The sequence below is a fragment of the Salipaludibacillus sp. CF4.18 genome (assembly GCF_051262595.1).
GTDB lineage: Bacteria > Bacillota > Bacilli > Bacillales > Salisediminibacteriaceae > Salipaludibacillus > Salipaludibacillus neizhouensis.
In genome coordinates, this window is sequence record NZ_JBIMEV010000008.1 from 78,211 (window position 1) to 98,534 (window position 20,324).

General features: G+C 38.1%; 18 protein-coding genes. 12 read left to right on the plus strand and 6 right to left on the minus strand.

What is annotated here, in order from left to right:
- The first annotated feature begins 465 nt into the window (after positions 1-465).
- The 8 genes from fdhD (at position 466) to ACHABW_RS07775 (ending at position 8,573) form a co-directional block, all read left to right on the plus strand.
- The gene (fdhD, locus tag ACHABW_RS07740; protein ID WP_435754785.1) at positions 466-1,260 is read left to right on the plus strand and encodes a formate dehydrogenase accessory sulfurtransferase FdhD; all 795 of its coding nucleotides are present in this window, start codon (positions 466-468) and stop codon (positions 1,258-1,260) included.
- A 412-nt stretch (positions 1,261-1,672) separates the two neighbouring features.
- Complete coding sequence (locus ACHABW_RS07745) at positions 1,673-3,616, plus strand: asparagine synthase-related protein (RefSeq protein ID WP_435754786.1); 1,944 nt, start codon at positions 1,673-1,675, stop codon at positions 3,614-3,616.
- Positions 3,617-3,645: 29 nt separating this feature from the next.
- Positions 3,646-3,801 carry a paeninodin family lasso peptide gene (locus ACHABW_RS07750; RefSeq protein WP_435754787.1) on the plus strand — a complete coding sequence of 52 codons (156 nt, stop codon included), beginning with the start codon at positions 3,646-3,648 and terminating at the stop codon, positions 3,799-3,801.
- A 64-nt stretch (positions 3,802-3,865) separates the two neighbouring features.
- Positions 3,866-4,798: an HPr kinase/phosphorylase gene (locus tag ACHABW_RS07755; RefSeq protein ID WP_435754788.1), complete on the plus strand. Its 933-nt coding sequence runs from the start codon at positions 3,866-3,868 to the stop codon at positions 4,796-4,798.
- Positions 4,795-5,088 (plus strand): lasso peptide biosynthesis PqqD family chaperone, encoded by a 294-nt coding sequence (locus ACHABW_RS07760; RefSeq protein WP_435754789.1) that lies wholly within the window; start codon positions 4,795-4,797, stop codon positions 5,086-5,088. The genes ACHABW_RS07755 and ACHABW_RS07760 overlap by 4 nt, the downstream gene beginning before the upstream one ends.
- 31 nt (positions 5,089-5,119) lie before the next feature.
- Positions 5,120-5,596 carry a lasso peptide biosynthesis B2 protein gene (locus tag ACHABW_RS07765; RefSeq protein WP_435754790.1) on the plus strand — a complete coding sequence of 159 codons (477 nt, stop codon included), beginning with the start codon at positions 5,120-5,122 and terminating at the stop codon, positions 5,594-5,596.
- Entirely contained in the window at positions 5,589-6,770 is a 1,182-nt protein-coding gene (locus ACHABW_RS07770) for a nucleotidyltransferase domain-containing protein (protein ID WP_435754791.1), read from the plus strand. Before ACHABW_RS07765 ends, ACHABW_RS07770 begins: the two co-directional genes overlap by 8 nt.
- A 12-nt stretch (positions 6,771-6,782) precedes the next feature.
- Complete coding sequence (locus tag ACHABW_RS07775; protein WP_435754792.1) at positions 6,783-8,573, plus strand: ABC transporter ATP-binding protein; 1,791 nt, start codon at positions 6,783-6,785, stop codon at positions 8,571-8,573.
- Between the two features lie 163 nt (positions 8,574-8,736).
- Here ACHABW_RS07775 and ACHABW_RS07780 read toward each other — a convergent pair whose 3' ends face one another.
- The 6 genes from ACHABW_RS07780 to ACHABW_RS07805 form a co-directional block, all read right to left on the minus strand.
- A complete protein-coding gene (locus tag ACHABW_RS07780) occupies positions 8,737-9,561 on the minus strand; it encodes a PepSY domain-containing protein (RefSeq protein ID WP_435754793.1) in 825 nt (274 codons plus the stop codon).
- Between the two features lie 183 nt (positions 9,562-9,744).
- Positions 9,745-10,458 (minus strand): PepSY domain-containing protein, encoded by a 714-nt coding sequence (locus ACHABW_RS07785; RefSeq protein ID WP_435754794.1) that lies wholly within the window; start codon positions 10,456-10,458, stop codon positions 9,745-9,747.
- Complete coding sequence (locus ACHABW_RS07790) at positions 10,445-11,824, minus strand: HAMP domain-containing sensor histidine kinase (protein WP_435754795.1); 1,380 nt, start codon at positions 11,822-11,824, stop codon at positions 10,445-10,447. Before ACHABW_RS07790 ends, ACHABW_RS07785 begins: the two co-directional genes overlap by 14 nt.
- The gene (locus ACHABW_RS07795; protein WP_435754796.1) at positions 11,821-12,540 is read right to left on the minus strand and encodes a response regulator transcription factor; all 720 of its coding nucleotides are present in this window, start codon (positions 12,538-12,540) and stop codon (positions 11,821-11,823) included. The genes ACHABW_RS07790 and ACHABW_RS07795 overlap by 4 nt, the downstream gene beginning before the upstream one ends.
- A gap of 295 nt (positions 12,541-12,835) precedes the next feature.
- The gene (locus tag ACHABW_RS07800; protein WP_435754797.1) at positions 12,836-15,913 is read right to left on the minus strand and encodes an efflux RND transporter permease subunit; all 3,078 of its coding nucleotides are present in this window, start codon (positions 15,911-15,913) and stop codon (positions 12,836-12,838) included.
- Positions 15,914-16,083: 170 nt separating this feature from the next.
- Positions 16,084-16,641 carry a TetR/AcrR family transcriptional regulator gene (locus ACHABW_RS07805; protein ID WP_435754798.1) on the minus strand — a complete coding sequence of 186 codons (558 nt, stop codon included), beginning with the start codon at positions 16,639-16,641 and terminating at the stop codon, positions 16,084-16,086.
- A gap of 225 nt (positions 16,642-16,866) precedes the next feature.
- Between ACHABW_RS07805 and ACHABW_RS07810 the strand changes: the two genes are divergently transcribed.
- The 4 genes from ACHABW_RS07810 to ACHABW_RS07825 all read left to right on the plus strand — a co-directional run bounded on the left by ACHABW_RS07810 (position 16,867) and on the right by ACHABW_RS07825 (position 20,309).
- The gene (locus ACHABW_RS07810) at positions 16,867-17,697 is read left to right on the plus strand and encodes a lipoate--protein ligase family protein (RefSeq protein WP_435754799.1); all 831 of its coding nucleotides are present in this window, start codon (positions 16,867-16,869) and stop codon (positions 17,695-17,697) included.
- Between the two features lie 26 nt (positions 17,698-17,723).
- A complete protein-coding gene (gene lipA, locus ACHABW_RS07815) occupies positions 17,724-18,623 on the plus strand; it encodes a lipoyl synthase (protein ID WP_435754800.1) in 900 nt (299 codons plus the stop codon).
- A gap of 166 nt (positions 18,624-18,789) precedes the next feature.
- Positions 18,790-19,638, plus strand: a complete 849-nt coding sequence (locus ACHABW_RS07820; protein WP_435754801.1) for a transporter substrate-binding domain-containing protein — start codon at positions 18,790-18,792, stop codon at positions 19,636-19,638.
- Between the two features lie 8 nt (positions 19,639-19,646).
- Positions 19,647-20,309 carry an amino acid ABC transporter permease gene (locus tag ACHABW_RS07825; RefSeq protein WP_435754802.1) on the plus strand — a complete coding sequence of 221 codons (663 nt, stop codon included), beginning with the start codon at positions 19,647-19,649 and terminating at the stop codon, positions 20,307-20,309.
- Positions 20,310-20,324 lie beyond the last annotated feature (15 nt).

The following is a 20,324-nucleotide window of genomic DNA, read 5'->3' on the forward strand; positions in this document are numbered from 1 at the left end:
TACTAATTACAGCTAGAATGATCGACTATCTTAAGGATTTCCTCCTTTTAAAGTGCGGCGTGAAGCAGACTCGTTTATCATTCCAAACAAAAAACCGTTGCTAATACTTTTTAAAATGAATGAGAGCTCCATTTCAAAAAGACGCAACGGTTAGTTTTAAGCAGGTTCGCTACTTTATGCTAACTGTAATCGTTTTTAGAGTTGTAACATTTAAACCGGACGACAGGATCGCTGTCTCGCATCTTAAATGTGACAATTCTATGAATTTAACTAAATCATACCTCCTTTTGTAAGCAGTTACAATAGTTAATTTTAATAACATTCACTATTTAGACACATTTGTAAAAGGTGAAATTCATGACACTTGTCTCTTGGAAAATAACTGTTTATAATCATATTCTAATAGCATATATGATACTCTGTCTTACATAGCTGTTAGTATAGTCTTGAAAAGAGGTGGAACGAATGTCTCAACACGAAGTGAGTCTGAAAAGGCAGATTGTAAAGTATAAAGATGGCGCTTTTCAAACACTGGAAGATGATATTGTAACAGAATTCCCTTTAACTATTCATGTAAACAACGAAGAATTTGCGACAATGGTGTCCACACCGACTAATTTTGAGGAAATGGTTGTTGGTTTTCTGGCATCGGAAGGTGTCCTTCGTTTTAAAGATGATATTCAGACACTTGAAATTGATGAAGACAAGGGGTTCGCATACGTAGATCTTTATAATAAAAAAGTTATGAATCAGCAATCCTATTCAAAGCGTTTTATTGGCTCCTGTTGTGGCAAGAGCAGACAATTTTATTTCCAAAACGATGCGAAAACAACAAAAACTTCTACGATAAAATCATTTATTACAGCAGAACAATGTATCCAGTTAATGCGTAAAATGCAAGAGGACAGCCTTGTCTTTAAGGGGACAGGCGGAGTTCACAATGCCGCCCTTTGCTCAAATGAGGAATTGATTGTAAGCCGTACAGATATAGGTCGCCATAACGCGCTCGATAAGTTATATGGATATAGCATTTTGAACAATGTTCCAGTAAGAGATAAGGTACTGGTTTTTAGTGGCCGTATTTCCTCTGAAGTTCTTACAAAAGCAGCTAAAATCGGAGTGGGAATTGTTTTATCTAAGTCGGCCCCTACCGACTTAGCCATTAAACTTGCCGAAGATTTAAACATCACTGCGGTTGGTTTTATTCGTGGAAGTTCTTTTAATGTCTATTCCCACCCAGAAAGAATTGTTTTAGAATAATAATTAATTGTTACTTATTTAAAGAGTTCAAGAGTTTTGGGAGTGAATACCTACCCTCTGTCGGTAGCAATCTTACTTGCATTTGAAAGTAAAAATACCTCGCTTTTTCCCCTCCTATTAAGTCATTCTTCTAGTAGAAATAATAAAACATTAATCATTTATAAACGAAAATATTGTTAGGAATTAAAGTATGAATAGATAATTCAATCATGTTTGTCCTATGTACCAATTACATCATATTTTAACATTAAAATCAGTTGACTTTAATAATTGTTGATGGTAAATTATTCATAATAAGTTCTTTATAACGTACAAAAAAACTTAATTAAATAAAATTCCGTTCTTTTATAAGAACTTATTTCAGCGATATATATAATTATCTAAAAATTTAATTAAAATACTGGAGGAAATCATGAGCGCAATTACTGGTCTTATCCACTTTAATAAAGAACCAATAAATAGTGAATATATTAGTAGCTTGATGAATTCCTTTAAACAATTCCCATCTGATGCTATTGATATATGGAAAAAAGACACTGTTTTTCTAGGTTGTCACGCGCAATGGATCACTCCGGAATCAGTTGAAGAAGTTGTTCCCTTCTACGACTCCGAAAGACAATTAGTGATAACTGCCGATGCCATTATTGATAATCGCAAAGAATTATTTAATACATTACAGGTCGAGCATGGTCAAAGAAAAGTCATGCCTGATAGTCAGTTAATATTATTAGCCTATGCAAAATGGCAAGGTGAAACTCCGAAACACTTAATCGGTGATTTTGCTTTCATGATATGGGACGAGCGAAAACAAAAACTTTTTGGAGCAAGAGATTTCTCAGGTGCTCGAACTCTTTATTATTACAATGAAAACAATCGTTTTGCGTTTTCTACTACAATAAAATCACTTTTTTCTTTACCATATATAACAAAAAAACTGAATGAAGAATGGTTAGCTCAATTTATAGTTATACCGGGTATGATCGAGGCAGCAGACATGAAAGCAACGGTATACAAAGACATTCAACAAATACCTCCTTCTCATAGCATCACTGTACTGAATGGAAGAATCACTCTTTCAAGATATTGCATGATTAATGTGGATAAGAAGTTGAAGTTAAAGTCAGATGAAGAGTACGAAGAAGCCTTTAGGGACATTTTCGGGAGAGCAGTGAGTGACCGTATTAGAACATATGGTGAAGTAGGCTCTCATTTAAGCGGTGGCTTAGATTCCGGAACGGTTGTAAGTTTTGCAGCAAACCTATTAAAGAAAGATCATAAACAACTACATACGTATAGCTACATCCCAGAAAAAGATTTCAAAGACTGGACCTCTTCTTATTATCTTGCTGATGAATCACCCTTTATCAAAGAAACAGTCGCACACGTAGGGAATATCAATGACCATTACATGAGTTTTCCTGGTAAAAGTCCGTATACAGAAGTAGATGACTTTCTAGAATTGATGGAAATGCCTTATAAATTTTTTGAGAACACCTTTTGGCTCAAAGGAATTAATAAAGAAGCACAGTCCAAAGGGATCAAGATTATGCTTAATGGAGCAAGAGGAAATCATTCTATCTCTTGGGGATCCTTAAATTTAACTTACAGCTACTACACATCCCTCATGAAAAAACTTAAGTGGATCAGTCTATATCGGGAACTCGGAGCGTACTGTCAGAACTTCAATACCGGAAAAAAAGTTGTTGTACCATTTATTGCAAAAAAAGCATCTCCTAAGATCTCACTATGGGGAAAAAGAAAACAAGATAGTCCATTCACTTCGATGATTAATGGTGAATTGGCTAGAAAAACAAATGTATATGAAGAACTTCTAGGGCATGGAATGAATATAAACGGCTCTGTGACAAATCTTACAGACTATCGAAAAAACTATTATCAGAAACTCTATCCATGGAACAAAAGTGGGGTTGTTAATACGAAAATGAGTCTTCGCTATGGAGTCTGGGATCGAGATCCAACAAATGATTTAAGAGTTATAAAATTTTGTTTAGCTTTACCAGATGAACAGTATGTCAAAGATGGTTTGGAACGCTCCTTTTTACGTCGTGTTACTAAACATGCATTGCCAGACAAAGTAAGGCTAAATCAAATAAGTAGAGGTTTTCAAGGAGGAGATATCATTCACAGAATGGCAAACAACTGGTCTTCTTTTATTGAAGAAATTAATCAGATGTTTATGGATGATAAGATAGCAAAATTTATTAATATAGACGCCTTCAAAGATACCATCAAGAAACTATCTAACCAACCACATCCTGAACTAATCATCGATCATGATTTTAAAAACTTAACACATTGCTTGATTCTTTACCGGTTTATTAAGAGTACAACATGACACGGGATGAATTGAGAGGGGGTGAACAGATGAAAAAGACATGGTCTACACCAGTATTAGATGTTCTTGATATAAGTTTGACAATGAATGGTCCAGGTAATGCGAATGCTGATTGTTTTGATGTTTCAGATGGAAAAAATGAGACTCACGAAGGACGATCTAATGCTAGTTGTTTAGGTAGTTAATGCTCCCAACACCCTTATACTTATTATAGTATAAGGGTTAATTAACAAGAAAGGACCCAAAAAGATGATGGAAACAACTAAAAAGATTATATATAAAGCATTCAGATTAACCATCCTTAGTGAATATGATTTACCAGAGTTATTTAAAGAAACGTACAGTTATTTTGATCCGGATATAGAGATAAAAAAAGGTAATCTTACTGCACAGTGGGCTGAACAAGCAAAACCGAATCAAACTTTTGTCATTAAGGAAAATTTCGTTATGTTCCATATGCCAGGTATAGCTATTTTTTCTATTACAAATGGCCGTAGCATTGTCGTATCCCCTCTAGACCAAGCAAGTGACGACCAAATCCGCCTCTACCTCTTAGGTACCTGCATGGGCGCAATCTTAATGCAACGAAAAGTCCTTCCGTTACACGGAAGTGCCATAGCAATCGACGGGAAGGCATACGCTATTGTTGGAGACTCTGGCGCCGGTAAATCTACCACTGCTTCTGCTTTGTTAAAACTGGGCTATGAACTTATTAGTGATGATGTCATCCCTGTTACCTTAACGCCGGATAATGTTCCAATGGTAACACCGGCCTATCCTCAGCAAAAACTTTGGCAGGAAAGCATTAATGAGTTTGGAATGGATTCAAAAAACTTACGTCCAATTGTTGATAGAGAAACAAAGTTTGCTGTCCCTGTACTCTCTCAGTTTACAACTGAATCGTTGCCACTTACAGGTATATTCGAATTAGTTAAAACTGAAGGCGAAGAATTAGACATTCAACCTATTAAAAACCTGGAACGATTCCATACATTGTTTTATCATACGTATCGAAACTTCTTCCTCAAACCTTCTGGATTAATGGAATGGCATTTCACTACTTGTGCGGCTATGATCAATAAGTTGGAGCTTTTCCAAATACAACGCCCAACATCTCGTTTTACCGCTAATGAAATATCTGCTCTATTACTTTCAAAAATTAAAAAGGAGATACGCATATGATTACAAATAAAAATTTTCTGACTGGTCATTTCATAAGTCAAAAATCTGGAAATATCGTCAGTGATATGGATGGCGAAAAGGTCATGTTAAGTATTAATAACGGAAAATACTATAACTTAGGAGATATTGGCGGAGAGATTTGGGAACTCATCGAGAAACCAATAGCAATAGATAGTCTAGTAAACACGTTGATGTCCACCTATGACGTTGATAAAAATCAATGTGAAGAACATGTCCTATCATTTTTAGAAATGCTTCATAAAGAGGATCTGATTCAGACGAAAGAATAACAGATCAATATTCGATGAAAGGACAGCTGGGATGCTTAAAAAAATCAAGTTATTCTTGAGTTTCGACTCCGAAATGAAACGATTACTAATAGAAGCTTTTATTTATTTAGGCTGGGCCCGCATTCTTAAAAAAATGCCTTTTTCCAAAATTGCGCCTTCCTTAGGAGAGCATATGCAGGAAACGACGTATTCCTCCAATAATAACACCAAGGAAACACTTTCCAGAGTATCTCAGGCAATTCATTTGATGAGCCGGTACACAATTTGGGAAAGTCAATGTCTTGTAAAAGCTATTGCGGCGATGAAAATGTTAGAAAAACGTGAAATTGAAAGTACGTTATACCTTGGTACCGGAAAAGATGAAAGTGGAGCTTTCGCAGCACATGCTTGGTTACGCAGCGGACCTTATTATATTTCTGGCTCGGAAGGTATGGAAAAATTTACGGTTGTTAGTATATTTGCAAAAAAAATCTCTTTGAAACATTCTGAAGGAGAAAACTATGGATAATCAAATTGTTCTTAATTTAGAACAGGTACCAAAGGAGTTATCACTTATTCTTGAACTAATAAAAGATCAACAAGACGAATCCCATCAAATTGATCATGAAATTTTTAAAGATATTAATTGGGAGTTGTTTATTGACCTATCCCTGCATCACCGTCTATACCCTATCCTTTACAGTAAAGCAAAGCAGTGTAATGATGTCATACCAGCAAACGTTACGAAAACTTTATATCACTATTATCAAAGAAATACGTTCCAAATGCTCCATTTAACACGAGAAATGGAGACTGTCAGTCAATTGTTAGACGAGAATCAAATACGTGTTCTTTTCCTGAAAGGTCCTCATTTGGCTTATGAATTGTATGGAGATCTGTCACTAAGAACTTCCAGTGACTTAGATTTTCTCATTCCTATTGAAGCGCTTGAAACTGTCGGAAATCTTCTGAGTGAACTTGGCTATGTTAAGGATGACTATATTCAAACCGTTCTTAATGACTGGCGATGGAGACACCACCGCGTCACTTATATCCATCCTGAAAACGGGTTAAAGTTGGAAGTTCACTGGCGGTTACATCCTGGACCAGGGATAGAACCTAGTTTTAACGACTTATGGGACAGAAAAAGTATCACCTCTATCACAAGTTCCCCTGTATATTATCTGGTGAAAGAAGACTTATTTGTATTTCTCGTATCCCACGGAAGCCGTCACGGTTGGTCAAGATTGCGGTGGTTAGTAGATATTCATCAACTATTAAAACTAGATGTAAATTGGGAAATCGTCTGTAAACTTTTCAAAAAAGGGAAAAGTCTTTCTGTTGGTGGACAATCGATTGTCTTAGCAACCTACCTTATGAATTCACACGTCCATGAAACTCTAAGTCCATTATTAAAAGGGAAGCAGCCAATAAGATTAGCGCAGGATGCTGTCTTTTATTTAGAAAACATGGTGAATCTTCATACAACTCCTGTTCCAGAAAGGACAGCACGTTATCATAGCCGTCATTTATTTTCGTTAATGTCATTATCCCAAAAGCTTCTATTTATTTTAAGCTTTTTATATCCCTACCCGGAAGATGCACAAACGCTACCGTTGCCAAAAAAACTTCATTTTCTTTACTTTCCGTTACGGCCATTTCTTTGGGGGTGGAGGAAAACGAGGAAACATGCAATATCCTAGGAGGAAAGTGAAATGTTAAAACCTGTTTTCTATTTTGTAAAACAAATACATGCCTATGCCGGTAATATTCTCTATTTCAATCTCTTGGCAATGATTTTAATTAGTTTACTTGATGGGGTTGGCACCCTCCTGTTAATACCAATGATCAGCGTGACTGGCATCGTAGACATCGACGCAGGAAATACTCCTGTCGCTGGCATTTTTGAGTTCTTACAAGGGATTCCTGTAACGACAGGTTTGCCAATAATTTTAGCTATTTTTGTAGTCATTAGTATTGCGCAAAATGTCCTTCAAAGAAACATTACGATTCGTGAAGCAAAAATACAACACGGTTTTTTTCGAGATATGCGTGTGAAAACGTATGACTCTCTACTCCATGCCAACTGGCGTTTCTTCGTTAAAAACAGAAAGACTGATCTTATCAATATATTAACAGCCGAACTAGCCCGCGCAAGTGTAGGAACCCATGCTTTTTTACAGTTTTTTGCCTCTCTTATTTTCACTATCATTCAAATAGGAATTGCCTTTTGGCTTACTCCCTCGATCACTGCTTTTGTTTTATCATGCGGATTAATATTGATTTTTTTTAATCGAACATTCCTTAAAAGATCCCTTGCTCTCGGGCAAAGAAATTACGAGTTAGGCAGAAATTATCTCGGTGGGATCACAGACCAAATAAATGGAATCAAAGACATAAAAAGTAACACTTTAGAGGATTCTCGAATGAACTGGTACCGCTCCATAACAAAACGTATGGAGCATGAGCAGGTAGAATATACAAAGTTGAAAACAAAGTCTCAATTGATTTACAAGGTTGCTTCCGCTTTACTTATCGCCACATTTATTTTTATATCCGTAAATTTGTTTCAAGCTCAAGGAGCGCAACTTTTATTAATTACGGTTATCTTTTCCCGACTTTGGCCCCGGGTAGCCGGAATTCAATCATCTTTGGAGCAAATTGCCTCCATGCTTCCGGCATTTAAAGAAGTAATTGCCATGCAGGAAGAATGTAAATCTGCAGTAGAATTTGAAAATGCTGACCATGAGATTACTCCGCTTCAAGTGGATAAAAGCATTGTGTGCAAAAATATTTTTTTCCGTTATAATGAATCGGAATATGCACTAAAAAACATCAACGTCACCATTCCAGCCAATCAGATGACTGCAGTTGTCGGCCGCTCCGGGGCAGGAAAAAGCACATTGATCGATATCGTAATGGGGTTGAATAAACCTGAAAAAGGAGAGTTACTGATAGATGGGGTGCCGCTTTCAAAAGACAACCTTATCTCTTTACGCAGGGCCATTAGTTACGTCCCACAAGATCCGTTTCTTTTTAACGAAAGTATCCGTGAGAACTTGCAGCTTGTGAAAACAGATGCTACAGAAGATGAAATGTGGGAAGCACTTGAATTTTCATCAGCAGCTGACTTTGTTAGCAAGCTGCCGGAAGGCCTTGATACCCTTATCGGAGACCGCGGTATAAAACTGTCAGGTGGAGAGCGACAACGCGTTGTTTTAGCCCGTGCTATCTTACGAAAACCTTCTATTCTCGTTTTAGACGAAGCAACAAGTGCCCTCGATACAGAAAATGAAGCACGGATAAAAGAAGCACTCGATCGTTTAAAAGGCAAAATGACGATCATCGTAATTGCGCACAGGCTGTCGACAATTCGCAATGCAGACCAAGTCATTGTTTTAGACGATGGGTTCGTGATTCAAAACGGCGAATTCGAGCAGCTAGCACAGGAAAAAAAGAGTGTATTTAATTCTTTACTACAGAAACAAATGGAAGCTACGTTATGATAAATAACAATAAGGAGCACACAATGTCTATTTGTGTGCTCCTATTATTTAATTTTAGCTTGTCAGAAACTTTGTTTTCTTAAAAAAAAGCTTTAAATAGTAGTCGAGAACTTTGACTTCAACCCCCTGCCCTATCATTAAGCTCGGATTTCCATCACAACTACTAATCCACGTAAACAACTTCTCCCGTATACGCATCAATATAGACCTCGACATCATCATCATTATGCTCAACTTCCACTTCAAAAAGCAGCAAACCATCTTCATTGTCTAGCTCAATGTCATCCACTTTGCCATTCCCAACATGAGCTAATGCAATTTCCTTTGCTTCCTCACTGGAAATTTGCTCACCCTTATTCTCTTTAGAAGCATTGCCCTTTGATTCACTAGAGTTTATTTGCTCATTTGAGGATGAATTCCCCTCCAACAACTTCTCTAGATCATCTTCTAATTTCAAAATTTCACCGGTTTCCGCATCAATTTGCACATCACCGTCTTCATCATTTATTTCCACTTCTATTTCATATACGTAACGCGAGTTTTTCATTTCCAGATCAACATCATCTATTATTCCGCCTGGAGCTAATTCACTCACAATTTTTTTCGCTTCTTCCAAGGAAATACTTACTTCATCAGCTACTGGTGTGTTTAATAAATCATCGTCCGTCTCTCGTATCTCACCTGTATAGGCATCGACTTTGATATCATAATCGTCACCTTCAAAATCGATTTCTACTTCATATACTTGAACACCATCATCTGTGTCTAATTCTACCTCATCAAGTTTTCCATCGATCGTATTTTGCGCGATCTTCACCGCTTCTTCTTCAGTGATTTTATCTTCCTCCGCGCCTACTGTATCCACCACCGCTGTATTCGATTGAAGCTCCGCCTGCTCAACATTTGAATTCGTGGTTGCCATTCCCAATGCTGTTGTACCGCCTAAAGCAAAGATCGTCGTTAAAATAATCGTAAGTTTCTTCATCATTTATTCCTCCTCTTAAGGTTATATCTTTATTGTAGAGAAGGATTATGATAAGAACCTTAGAGAAAAATGAGAATTCGATGAGAGTGATATGGAACTGCAGAGAGTCTTTTATTTTTATTTTAGATGCTTTATTATCGCGGTTGGTGGTTTGGAAGAATTACGAATCTCTGTTTATCACCTTATTCAATTATCCAACACTACAGATATTACTTCTCCTGAATATGCATCAATGATGATATCTGCATCTACTCCTGTTTCATCACTTTCGACTTCTATTTCATAAACAAGTCGCCCGTCTTGTTGTTCTAAAGTAATATCATCAATGACGCCGGAGTGCTCATTTAAGGCAATTTCACTAGCCTGTTGCTGAGTTAATTGCTCCACTTGATCTTCGGTATAAGTGAGAACTTCCTTTGAAGTTGCATCTATTTCAAACGTTCCTCTGTTTCCAGAATGGTTTACCGCCACACTATAGAACATGGAACCACTTCCACCTTCATTCAATTGGATATCGAGAATCTCCGCTTCATCAGAAAGCCTAGCCTCTACAATATCAGTGATTTCTTCTTTGGATAATTCGACATCCACCTGTTCTTCTTGGAACTCTGTCTCTGCTGAAATTTTCTCTAAGGATAGAACCTCTCCTTTATGTGCATCTACTTCAATCAAATACGTTCCTTGTGCAGAGTGCAATTCAGCAGCATAAGATAAACCTGTACTTTCCTCATTCATATTTAATGACAAGACACTCCCATTGTAACGTTCCTCTAACATTGTTTTAATATTGACTTCTGCCATCATATCCTCTGATGCCAAGGCCGAGTATGTGACGTATCCGATAGCCATCAAAAGAAGAATCCCAAAGAGGACGAAAAATAGGTTTTTATTTCTCATCATTTACCTCCTCCTCGGTTAGAACCGGAAATACGATTCTGAAAGTTGACCCTTTTCCTTCTTCACTTTCAACGTAGATCGTGCCTTGATGACTAGTTACAATTTTCTTCGCGATCGCAAGACCTAGTCCACTGCCGCCAGTTTTTCTATTACGATCTTTATTTACCCGATAAAACCTGTCAAATACATGAGGGATATCCGCTTCTGCAATTCCTATTCCGAAGTCTTTTACAGTTAACTCTAAGTTCTCTGTGCGCTTACAGATCATAACTTCAAGTTTATCTTCACTATATTTCAACCCATTTTCAAGCAATATAAACGCGAGTTGTTTTAGTTGCATCTCGTTCCCAAAAATCAAAAACTGAGAACGACCGTCTGTTTGAACAGTAATCGTCCTGTGATACGTGGTCTCCATTTGTCTAGCTGTTTCAAACATAATTTTCGCCAAATTCACTTGCTGCAATTCCATAGCAACTGATTCATCACTTGAGGCCAGAACAAGCATTTGATTTGTCATTTCTTTGATTCTCTTTGATTCGGACGAAATCGCACCCACCGCTTCATCTAATACCTCTGGCTTGTCTTTCCCCCACCTTTTCAAAAGCTGTGCGTAACTGTCAATTACAGTAAGAGGGGTTTTTAACTCATGAGATGCGTCAGAGACAAATTGTTGTTGTTTCTCATAGTTTTCCTTTAACAAATCAATCATGTGATTAAACGTACGTCCCATCTCAGTGAGTTCATCTTTTGCTTTTTCGTTAATATTGATCTTTTTAAACGTACCTTCTTCCCGAATTTGATTCATTGTTTTTACCAGTGCCTGTATTGGAATTAATATAAAGTTACTTAACGATCGGCCGGCAAAAAAACTAGGGACGATAATAAAGAGTGAAGCAATGATTAAAATAACGCGCAAAATCCCCAGTGTCTCTTCGTATAATGTAAGGGGCTCGTACATTTCAAGACTAACTACATCCCCGTCTGACCAAATCATTGGAACTCTTGCCACCGCAAAAGACCCCATATTTGTTTCCAGCTTTACTGCCATTTCTTCTGCAGTATATTGTCCATCCAATTGATTTAATAATTGATTTCTTGCAGTTACGGAAACGATGATACTCGATGATTCATCAATCACCCGTATCATCCCTTCTCCTGATACAGATGCTCTTAAGTATTCTCTTGGTTGCCAATTATCTGTACTCGGTTCCAATGCTTCCACTAAGGATCTAGCCTGATTTTGGGTACGAGCGAGTTCCGCATTCATGGTATAGTATCCGAATAAAAAGTAAATGCTCGTATTCACTAAAACCAATATAATAAAAAGCATTACAGTAGAAATCAGTGTAATGCGTTGTGAAATTTTCATGATTCTTTCTCCTTCATCACATAACCAACTCCACGAACAGTCTGAATAATTTCCGTCCTAAACCCTCGATCCATTTTATTTCTTAAATAACGAATATATACGTCTACTACATTCGTATCTCCAAAGTAATCAAATCCCCACACTTGCTCAAGTATTTGGTCTCTTGAGAGAACTTGATGGTTATTTTTCATTAAATATACTAGTAAGTCGAACTCTCTCGGTGTGAGTTCAATATGTTTATCCGACCTAGTTATTTCTCTGGTTCCAAGGTTAACTTTTAAATCCGAGAATTGTAAAAGATTCTCCTCTATCGACTGATCACTTCGAGTTGAGGATACCTTATTATTCCGACGAATTAACACGCGTATTCTAGCCAGCAATTCTTCGATTTCAAATGGTTTCGTTACGTAATCATCGGCTCCTTGATCTAAGCCGGTAACTTTATCTACGATAGCATCTCTTGCGGTCAACATGATTACAGGAATAGCAATTTCTTCTTTTCGAAGTCTCCGCAATATTTCGATTCCACTAAGTCCGGGCAACATGATATCTAATAAGACAAGATCCCAAGCACCAGGTGTCGCCAGTAATAACTGCCAAGCCTCAAGCCCGTCATTAACCACCGTTGTCTCGTAGCCTTCATACTCCAGTTCCAGCTTGACCACTCTGGCTATTTTCTCTTCATCCTCTACGATAAGAATTTTTACTTTCCCCATCCGAATCACCCCGCTTCTACCGAATTGAATTGATTCCATTATAGTCTTTGGTTTCAAAAAGCGCATCAATTATTTAAGAAAAACAGCATAGCCGTCTTTTCTTAAATGCAACGTTATGCCTTTCGAGTAGCACCTACGTAATGCGTGTAGGTGCTACTCGAAAGGAGGTGGTGATCATCCTTCCTACGTACGACTGGAGGCAGTTGCCTTCTTATTATCTTGCAAAAAAAGCACTGAAAAAGTTTAATTCACTTTTTCAGTACCCTATATGCAAAATCTATCCTCGTTTTTCTTCTTACTTTCCAAACTTTGTTGCAAAAGCTGTATAAACTGCTGGGACAAGAATAACAGTGAGCACTGCAGAAAATAACAACCCCGATATGATTGAAATAGCCAGGGGAGTAAATAAAGCATCTCCACTAAACGCTACCGGTGTTAAAGCACCAATTGCAGTAAACGCCGTTAATAAAATTGGTCGTAAACGAACTCTCCCAGCTTCAATAACTGCTTCCTCAATACTCTTTCCCTCATCTCGACGTTGCTTGATAAATTCGAGAAGAACAATCGAATTTCTTACCACAATACCGGAAAGAGACACAATTCCCATTAAAGCCATGAATCCCAAGCCTGTTTGTGTCAGAAATAATCCAATCATCACCCCTGCTCCAGCGATATAAATCGTACTAATCACTAACAGTGGAATGCTTAAGGAATAAAATTGAATCGCCATAACAATATAAATTAAAAACATCACAACAATAAACAGCGTTGCCAATTCAAGAATGAAGTCCGTGCGCGCTTCTGTTTCGCCGCCTAAGCTTACGGCGTAATCAGATCCAACTGATGCTTGCAAATCTTCTGTAATTGTTTCTATCTCGGACTCTAGTACATCATCATTGTCATCCGCCGGAAAGACTCTTACAGTAATCGTACGAACTCCTTCATCACGAATGATCTGTGGAATCTCCTCCACTTCTGTTGCATCTAATAACGTCTCTAATTCAATGAATTCTGGAGGCCCTCCCCCCTCATTTCCCTGACTTGGAATAACGATCTCAGACAAATCCAATTCATCATTTTCTTCAAGTCTATCTAACGTCAGTTGAAGATCAATCACTTCTTCTCCTGTACGGAATGTCATCAACGGAATTCCTTCTGTCCGGATCCCGATTTGCTCACTTATTTGTGCTAAAGTAACCCCTTGTTCTTCTATTTCTGCTCGAACCGGTTCATAAACAATGGTCGGTCGCAGTGGTCCCATATCATCTAAAACAGTACCACTTTCCTCTAAATTCCGAATCTCCGTCTGCAGTTGGTTACTCATCTCAATCAACGTATCTACTTCCGGGCCTTGCAATGTGATCGCAATCGGCGCTCCTACCGGAGGGCCCGACTCGATCGTCGTTAATTCTATTTCAGCATCTGAAAACTTCTCTTGCAATGGCTCTGTCCACCTCGAGATTGTTTCTACTGCTGATTGCTTTTCTTTGTCCACCCGCAGCAGCAGGTTCCCTGTCTCATTTCCTCCGTTCGTGATGCCATCACCAAACAATGGCGGTAAACCTCTGCCCGCGTATACGACCGTTTCATTAATAAATTCATCATCTGCTAAAATAAAATCTTTCATTTCCAGTAAAGTACTTTCGGTTTCCTCTATTGTTGTTCCTGCTGGTAATCGAACTTCAACCGTCACCTCTGCTCTATCCGTGCTCGGGAAAAACTCTACAGGAATTAAAGGAATCAATGCATAAAAGCATGTCGTGATAATAAAGCCAATGATAGCTACTTTCCAAGGGTGACGGACGACCCGCTTTAAGACAGAATCACTATACCAATTCGCCAACCGGTCCAATTGATTTCCTAATAGTCCTTCTTTAGGGACACGGTGTGACTTTCCTTTTTTACGTCGTTGTTTTTTCTCTCTCCACACAAGAAAAATAGGCACAAACGTTAAAGCGACTATCGTTGAAGCTAAAATAGTCATGATTAAAACAGTTGGAAGTGCCCGTATAAAGTCTCCATTTGCTCCTGAAATAAATACAAGTGGCAAAAAGGTAAAAACAATAGCTAATGTTGAGGTAATAATCGAGATACGAACTTCTTTACTTCCTTGCAACGCACCTTCTAAAGGTCCCAATCCTTCCCGGTATTTATTGCGTATGTTGTCGCCAACTACGATCGCGTCATCCACTAATATACCGAGTGCAATGATCAAACCGATAATAGAAATTTGGTTTAAACTCACATTAAAGAAAGGTAAAGGAATGAGTCCTATTAATACGGAAGTTGGTATTGCCAAGGCAACTACCAAAGCGGATGAAAAGCTTAAACCTAATAAAGACACGACAATGACGGAAACTACCGCTAGTAAAAATGAAATCGACAAGTTACTGAATATCTCATCCACTATCGTTTTCTGAGTATAAAATAGCTCGAATTCAACTTCTTCAGGGAGTTCCGCTGATAGAGCTTCCATTCTATCGTTAACATCGTCATGTAAGTTTGGGATGTGTACATTGCTTCCGGTTGTAACCGTAAATGATATCGCAGATTTATCCTCGTATGTGATTAAATCTTCTGGTGTTTCATTTTTTATTCCTACAGAAGCAATATCCTCTAAATAAACGGAATTGTCATCCAGGTTACGTCCAATAAAGATTCCACCTATCTCTTCTTCACTTTCTAGTACGGCCAATGCTAATTGGACGTTTTTCCCACTCGTCTCCTGTAGGCCAAGCGGTTGAGTATTAAGTTCTTCTTCCACAGCTTCAATGACATCTGGAATCTCAAGACCATTTTCAAATAGTTCCTCTGAGTTTATATTAATTTGATAGTTTTGATCAGGAAATCCTTTCACAATGGTGTTTTCTACCCCTGGTATTGTTTCAATCTCTCTTTGCCAACCGTGAATAATATCTTTTAATTCATATAATTCTTCTCTATCATTACTTTTCACATGGTAGCTTGATAACGAACCAAGTCCACCAGATTGAGAAAGATTAGGCGTACTTACCTGGTCAGGTAGCTTACTTTCCGCACCATTTATTGCCTGTTGAATTTCCATAAACACTTCAGTCCCATTGACTCCATCTTGAAGCCGGAGAACAATATTCGAGAATCCCGAAGTAGATACAGAATTAATTTCATCAATCCCATCAATATTTTCTAGTTCATTTTCGATAGGGATCGTTACTTGTTGCTCGACTTCCTCAGGTGTCCCACCGGGATAAACCGTGGAAACAGTTCCTATATTTAAAGAGATCGTTGGTATTTCCTTTTGTGGAAGTTGAAATAACGTTAATGCCCCAATCGCAATGAGTAGCAGTACAAACATCATTGTGATTTTTGGCCTTTTTATGATTGTATTGAACACCTATACTTCCCCCTATTTCTTTTTAAAATGACAGTTGTGTCACTTTCGTTTAAAAAAAGAGATGCCAATCTGTTCACGACGAGTAGCGCAATGTTTTAATAGTTCCGTATATGCTCCGTTCATTATATACCTTTCTTTTCAAAAAGGCTCGCATCTTAGCTCTTTTTTCATTATTTTTTTAATCCGGACATGAGTAGTTGATAGACTTCATTTACCCATTCGTCAAGTGTATCATGATGAACAGGAATTTGAACCGTTGACATGACTAAGCCTACAATGGTTTTCATATGAATATCCTCGCGGATGATACCTTTCATTTGACCGTCCTTTAACGTTTCCTCTATTTTAGTTTTCATCTTTATAAATAGATCAAACATCTTTTTCGTATTTTCTTCTACCATAGGTGAGGCCTTTTTATCAATGTAAGGCATTATTTGCAGCATTTGATGCATATTTGCATACTTAGACCACAATCTGATTAATTCTTTAACTGGTTCTTCTTTTTTATCGACATTATCCATTTGAGCGACCGCTTTTTCTAATAAGTGCACCATATAATCAGTAACTAGCTCTTCTTTTTTCGTATAATAATTGTAGATAGTACTTCTTGCCACTCCTAAGCGGGCAGATAATGCTTTAAAGTGAAAGCCACTATACCCTGATTCCATGATAAGTTTTTCCGTTTCCTTAAACAGCATTGCCTGATCGATTGTTTTTTTACGACTCATCCTTACTAGGACTCCTTTTTCTTTATCTCTACTTCTTTCGTATATATTCTACATTATCTCAAAAAATACAAGATGTACAATCATTTCATGAGAGAAGGCAATAAATAAATTATTAAAAATCTCTATTTCCGAGTTTTCCGCCCCACTTTTTAAATCTTTCTATAATTCTTACTTTGAAGTTGAGGCCATTTTTAGGTATGATTAGATAGTAGAGGGAGGGGAAATATGGAAACATGGTATTGTATCGATTCAGGTAACAAGTCTCCTTCTTATAACATGGCCTTAGATGAAAAATTAATGAATTGGCATCAGGAAGGAATTATTCCCCCGGTAATTCGCTTTTATGGTTGGCAACCCGCCACTTTATCGTTAGGATACTTTCAACGCGTTGAAAAAGAAATTAACATGGAGGAAGTAAAACGGCATTCCCTTGGATTCGTAAGAAGATCGACTGGTGGAAGGTCTGTTTTACATGATGATGAACTTACTTACAGTGTGATTGTGTCGGAGGATCATCCCCGAATGCCAGAATCAGTCACCGAAGCATATCGGATTATTTCTGAAGGCCTCTTACAAGGCTTTCGACTTTTAGACCTCCAAGCAGAGTTTTCAATCCCTAAGACCGATGAGGAAAAAATGGCACTGAAGCAACCGAGATCTTCTGTTTGTTTCGATGCGCCTTCTTGGTATGAGCTCGTTGTCGAAGGCCGCAAAGTTGCCGGCAGTGCTCAAACAAGATCAAAAGGGGTTATCCTTCAGCATGGCTCGATTATTTTATCGATCGATGAAGAGAAATTATTTGATTTATTTAATTACCCATCTGAAAAAGTACGACGAAGGATGCAACAAAGTTTTTCAAAAAAAGCAGTGGCAATCAATGAACTACTTGAGGTGCCAGTCTCATTGGCTGATGTAAAAGAGGCTTTTAAAACAGGGTTTGAAAAAGGTCTAGACATTCATTTGGAATCTTTTCAACTAAATAAAGAGCAAGAACAGGAAGTATTAAAATTAGCCTCAGAAAAGTATGAACAGGATCGGTGGAATTACAAACTTTAAACGAGTAAAGTGAGGAGTGTTTATTCATGGCAACAAAACGAGAAGAACACGTTCGTAAACCAGACTGGTTGAAAATTAAACTGAATACAAATGAATCATACACAGGATTAAAGAAACTAATGCGGGAAAAAAATCTACATACCGTCTGTGAAGAAGCAAAGTGTCCGAACATTCACGAATGCTGGGCAGAACGGAAAACAGCTACATTTATGATTCTCGGAGATATTTGTACAAGAGCATGCCGATTCTGTGCTGTTAAATCAGGGTTACCGAATGAGCTTGACGAACAGGAGCCGGAAAGAGTTGCGGATTCTGTTCGTATTATGGATTTAAAACACGTCGTGATCACTGCGGTTGCCCGTGATGATTTGAATGATAAAGGGGCCACTATCTTTGCCGAAACTGTTCGGGCAATTCGCAGAAAAAGTCCGTTCACAACTGTGGAGGTTCTTCCTTCGGATATGGGTGGAAGCGAGGAAAACTTACGCATTCTAATGGATGCACGTCCAAACATTTTTAATCACAATATAGAAACTGTTCGTCGGCTAACCCCGAAAGTGAGAGCGATAGCAACATATGAACGAACCTTGGAAGTTCTTCGTCGCTGTAAAGAGATGTATGCTGATATCCCTACTAAATCGAGTGTGATGTTAGGTCTGGGAGAAACGAAAGAAGAGATCCTCGAAACAATGGATGATCTTCGTGCAGTTGATGTAGATATATTAACGTTAGGTCAATACATGCAGCCTACTAAAAAACATTTAAAAATTAAAAAATACTGGACACCGGAAGAGTTCGCTGAGCTTCGGGACATCGCATTCTCAAAAGGATTTAAACACTGTGAATCTGGTCCTCTCGTTCGGTCTTCCTATCATGCGGATGAGCAAGTGAATGCAGCACAAAAAAACATTCAATCTGCTAAATAAGTATCTGCTAGTACCCACGACAAATAACTATCGTGGGTATTTTTCTGTTCATTTCACCTTGAAAACGGTTACTTATTGAATCCAAAACTTTCTGATTGCCTTCATCTCTACTTACATGCTATGTTTTTAATGGAGTAAAGATAATTTTTGAGGAGGTTCTTTTTTTATGCTTCATTTTTCCAATATGATTCGAAAAGCATCACTATTAGGTGCTTTATCGACGACTCTCATACTCACTGCTTGTGGTAGTAATGATGAAGAAGTATCTCAATGGGATGAGATCCAAGAAGAAGGAACATTAACTGTCGCTACATCCGGGACTCTCTTCCCTACATCGTTTCATTCTGATGAGACCGAAGAGTTAACAGGATTCGAAGTAGAGATTGCACGTGAAATTGCAGCCCGACTTGACTTAGACATTGAGTTTACGGAGATGGGTTTCGACGGGATGCTAACTTCTATTAATAATGATCAAGTGGATTTCGCTGTGAATGACATTGATATGAGTGAGTCTCGCGAAGAAGACTTTTTGTTTTCCGATCCATATAAATTCTCATATGGCAGCATGATCGTTCGTGAAGATGACTATTCCGGCATTGAAACGATGGAAGATTTAGAAGGTAAACGTGCGGGTGGTGCTGCAACCACTATCTATACGCAAATTGCGGAAGGCTATGGTGCCGAAGCAGTCACCTATGACAATGTCACCAATGACACTTATTTACTTGATGTAGAAAACGGCAGAACGGACGTTATATTAAACGATTACTATTTGCAAACAATGGCCGATGAAGCTTTACCGGAAATTGCAGTTACCGTTCACCCTGAGTTATTTTACCGACCTAACAATCAAGCAATTATTATGAAAAAAGAAAATACAGAGCTTCAGGAAAATATAAACTCTGTCATTCAAGAAATGCTTGAAGATGGTACAATCACAGAGTTATCCGAGCAATTCTTCGCTGGCCAGGATGTATCCCAAGAACCGGATATTGATTTCGCAGTCGAAGAGTAAGGAGAGCCATGATGTTTGATATACGATTAGCGATTGAGTCAATCCCATATATCATGCAAGGAATAGGTTATACGTTATTTATTTCTCTGACAAGTATGGTGCTTGGGCTTTTGTTAAGCCTTTTTCTGGCCCTTGCACGAATGTCGTATAATCCCCTACTGAGGTGGCCCGCGCGCACTTATATATCTTTCATGCGAGGGGTTCCGATACTTATCATTCTATTCATGCTGTATTTCGCATTTCCGTCTATCGGTTTACAATTCAATGCTGTAACCGCAGCAGTTATCGGTTTTAGTTTAAATAGTGCTGCTTATATGGCCGAAATTAATCGATCTGCTATTGCCGCTGTACCTAAAGGGCAATGGGAATCAGCTCGATCCCTTGGGTTTTCCTACTGGCTTATGCTGCGTCGTATTGTTTTACCCCAAGCTACACGGATTGCGATCCCCCCCACTTCAAACGTGTTACTTGATTTAATAAAAGCTTCTTCTTTAGCCGCAATGATCACCGTGCCTGAAATTTTTAACATGGCCAAAATCATTGGTGGAAGGGAAATGGACTTTTTAACGATGTACATGTTAGTCGCACTGATTTATTGGGGTGTTTGTTCGTTGATGACTGTATTGCAAGATTACCTAGAGAAAAGATTCGAGAAATACGGAGAATTATAAGAAAAACGGCATAGC

Bases quoted from the DNA above. Each gene is read 5' to 3' on its own strand.
- ACHABW_RS07780 (WP_435754793.1), bottom strand. From the start codon at position 9,561: ATGATGAAGAAACTTACGATTATTTTAACGACGATCTTTGCTTTAGGC.
- ACHABW_RS07825 (WP_435754802.1), top strand. From the start codon at position 19,647: ATGATGTTTGATATACGATTAGCGATTGAGTCAATCCCATATATCATG.
- fdhD (WP_435754785.1), top strand. From the start codon at position 466: ATGTCTCAACACGAAGTGAGTCTGAAAAGGCAGATTGTAAAGTATAAA.
- ACHABW_RS07750 (WP_435754787.1), top strand. From the start codon at position 3,646: ATGAAAAAGACATGGTCTACACCAGTATTAGATGTTCTTGATATAAGT.
- ACHABW_RS07810 (WP_435754799.1), top strand. From the start codon at position 16,867: ATGGAAACATGGTATTGTATCGATTCAGGTAACAAGTCTCCTTCTTAT.
- ACHABW_RS07790 (WP_435754795.1), bottom strand. From the start codon at position 11,824: ATGAAAATTTCACAACGCATTACACTGATTTCTACTGTAATGCTTTTT.
- ACHABW_RS07785 (WP_435754794.1), bottom strand. From the start codon at position 10,458: ATGATGAGAAATAAAAACCTATTTTTCGTCCTCTTTGGGATTCTTCTT.
- ACHABW_RS07765 (WP_435754790.1), top strand. From the start codon at position 5,120: ATGCTTAAAAAAATCAAGTTATTCTTGAGTTTCGACTCCGAAATGAAA.
- ACHABW_RS07805 (WP_435754798.1), bottom strand. From the start codon at position 16,641: ATGAGTCGTAAAAAAACAATCGATCAGGCAATGCTGTTTAAGGAAACG.
- ACHABW_RS07770 (WP_435754791.1), top strand. From the start codon at position 5,589: ATGGATAATCAAATTGTTCTTAATTTAGAACAGGTACCAAAGGAGTTA.
- ACHABW_RS07760 (WP_435754789.1), top strand. From the start codon at position 4,795: ATGATTACAAATAAAAATTTTCTGACTGGTCATTTCATAAGTCAAAAA.
- ACHABW_RS07795 (WP_435754796.1), bottom strand. From the start codon at position 12,540: ATGGGGAAAGTAAAAATTCTTATCGTAGAGGATGAAGAGAAAATAGCC.
- ACHABW_RS07775 (WP_435754792.1), top strand. From the start codon at position 6,783: ATGTTAAAACCTGTTTTCTATTTTGTAAAACAAATACATGCCTATGCC.
- ACHABW_RS07820 (WP_435754801.1), top strand. From the start codon at position 18,790: ATGCTTCATTTTTCCAATATGATTCGAAAAGCATCACTATTAGGTGCT.
- ACHABW_RS07745 (WP_435754786.1), top strand. From the start codon at position 1,673: ATGAGCGCAATTACTGGTCTTATCCACTTTAATAAAGAACCAATAAAT.
- lipA (WP_435754800.1), top strand. From the start codon at position 17,724: ATGGCAACAAAACGAGAAGAACACGTTCGTAAACCAGACTGGTTGAAA.
- ACHABW_RS07755 (WP_435754788.1), top strand. From the start codon at position 3,866: ATGATGGAAACAACTAAAAAGATTATATATAAAGCATTCAGATTAACC.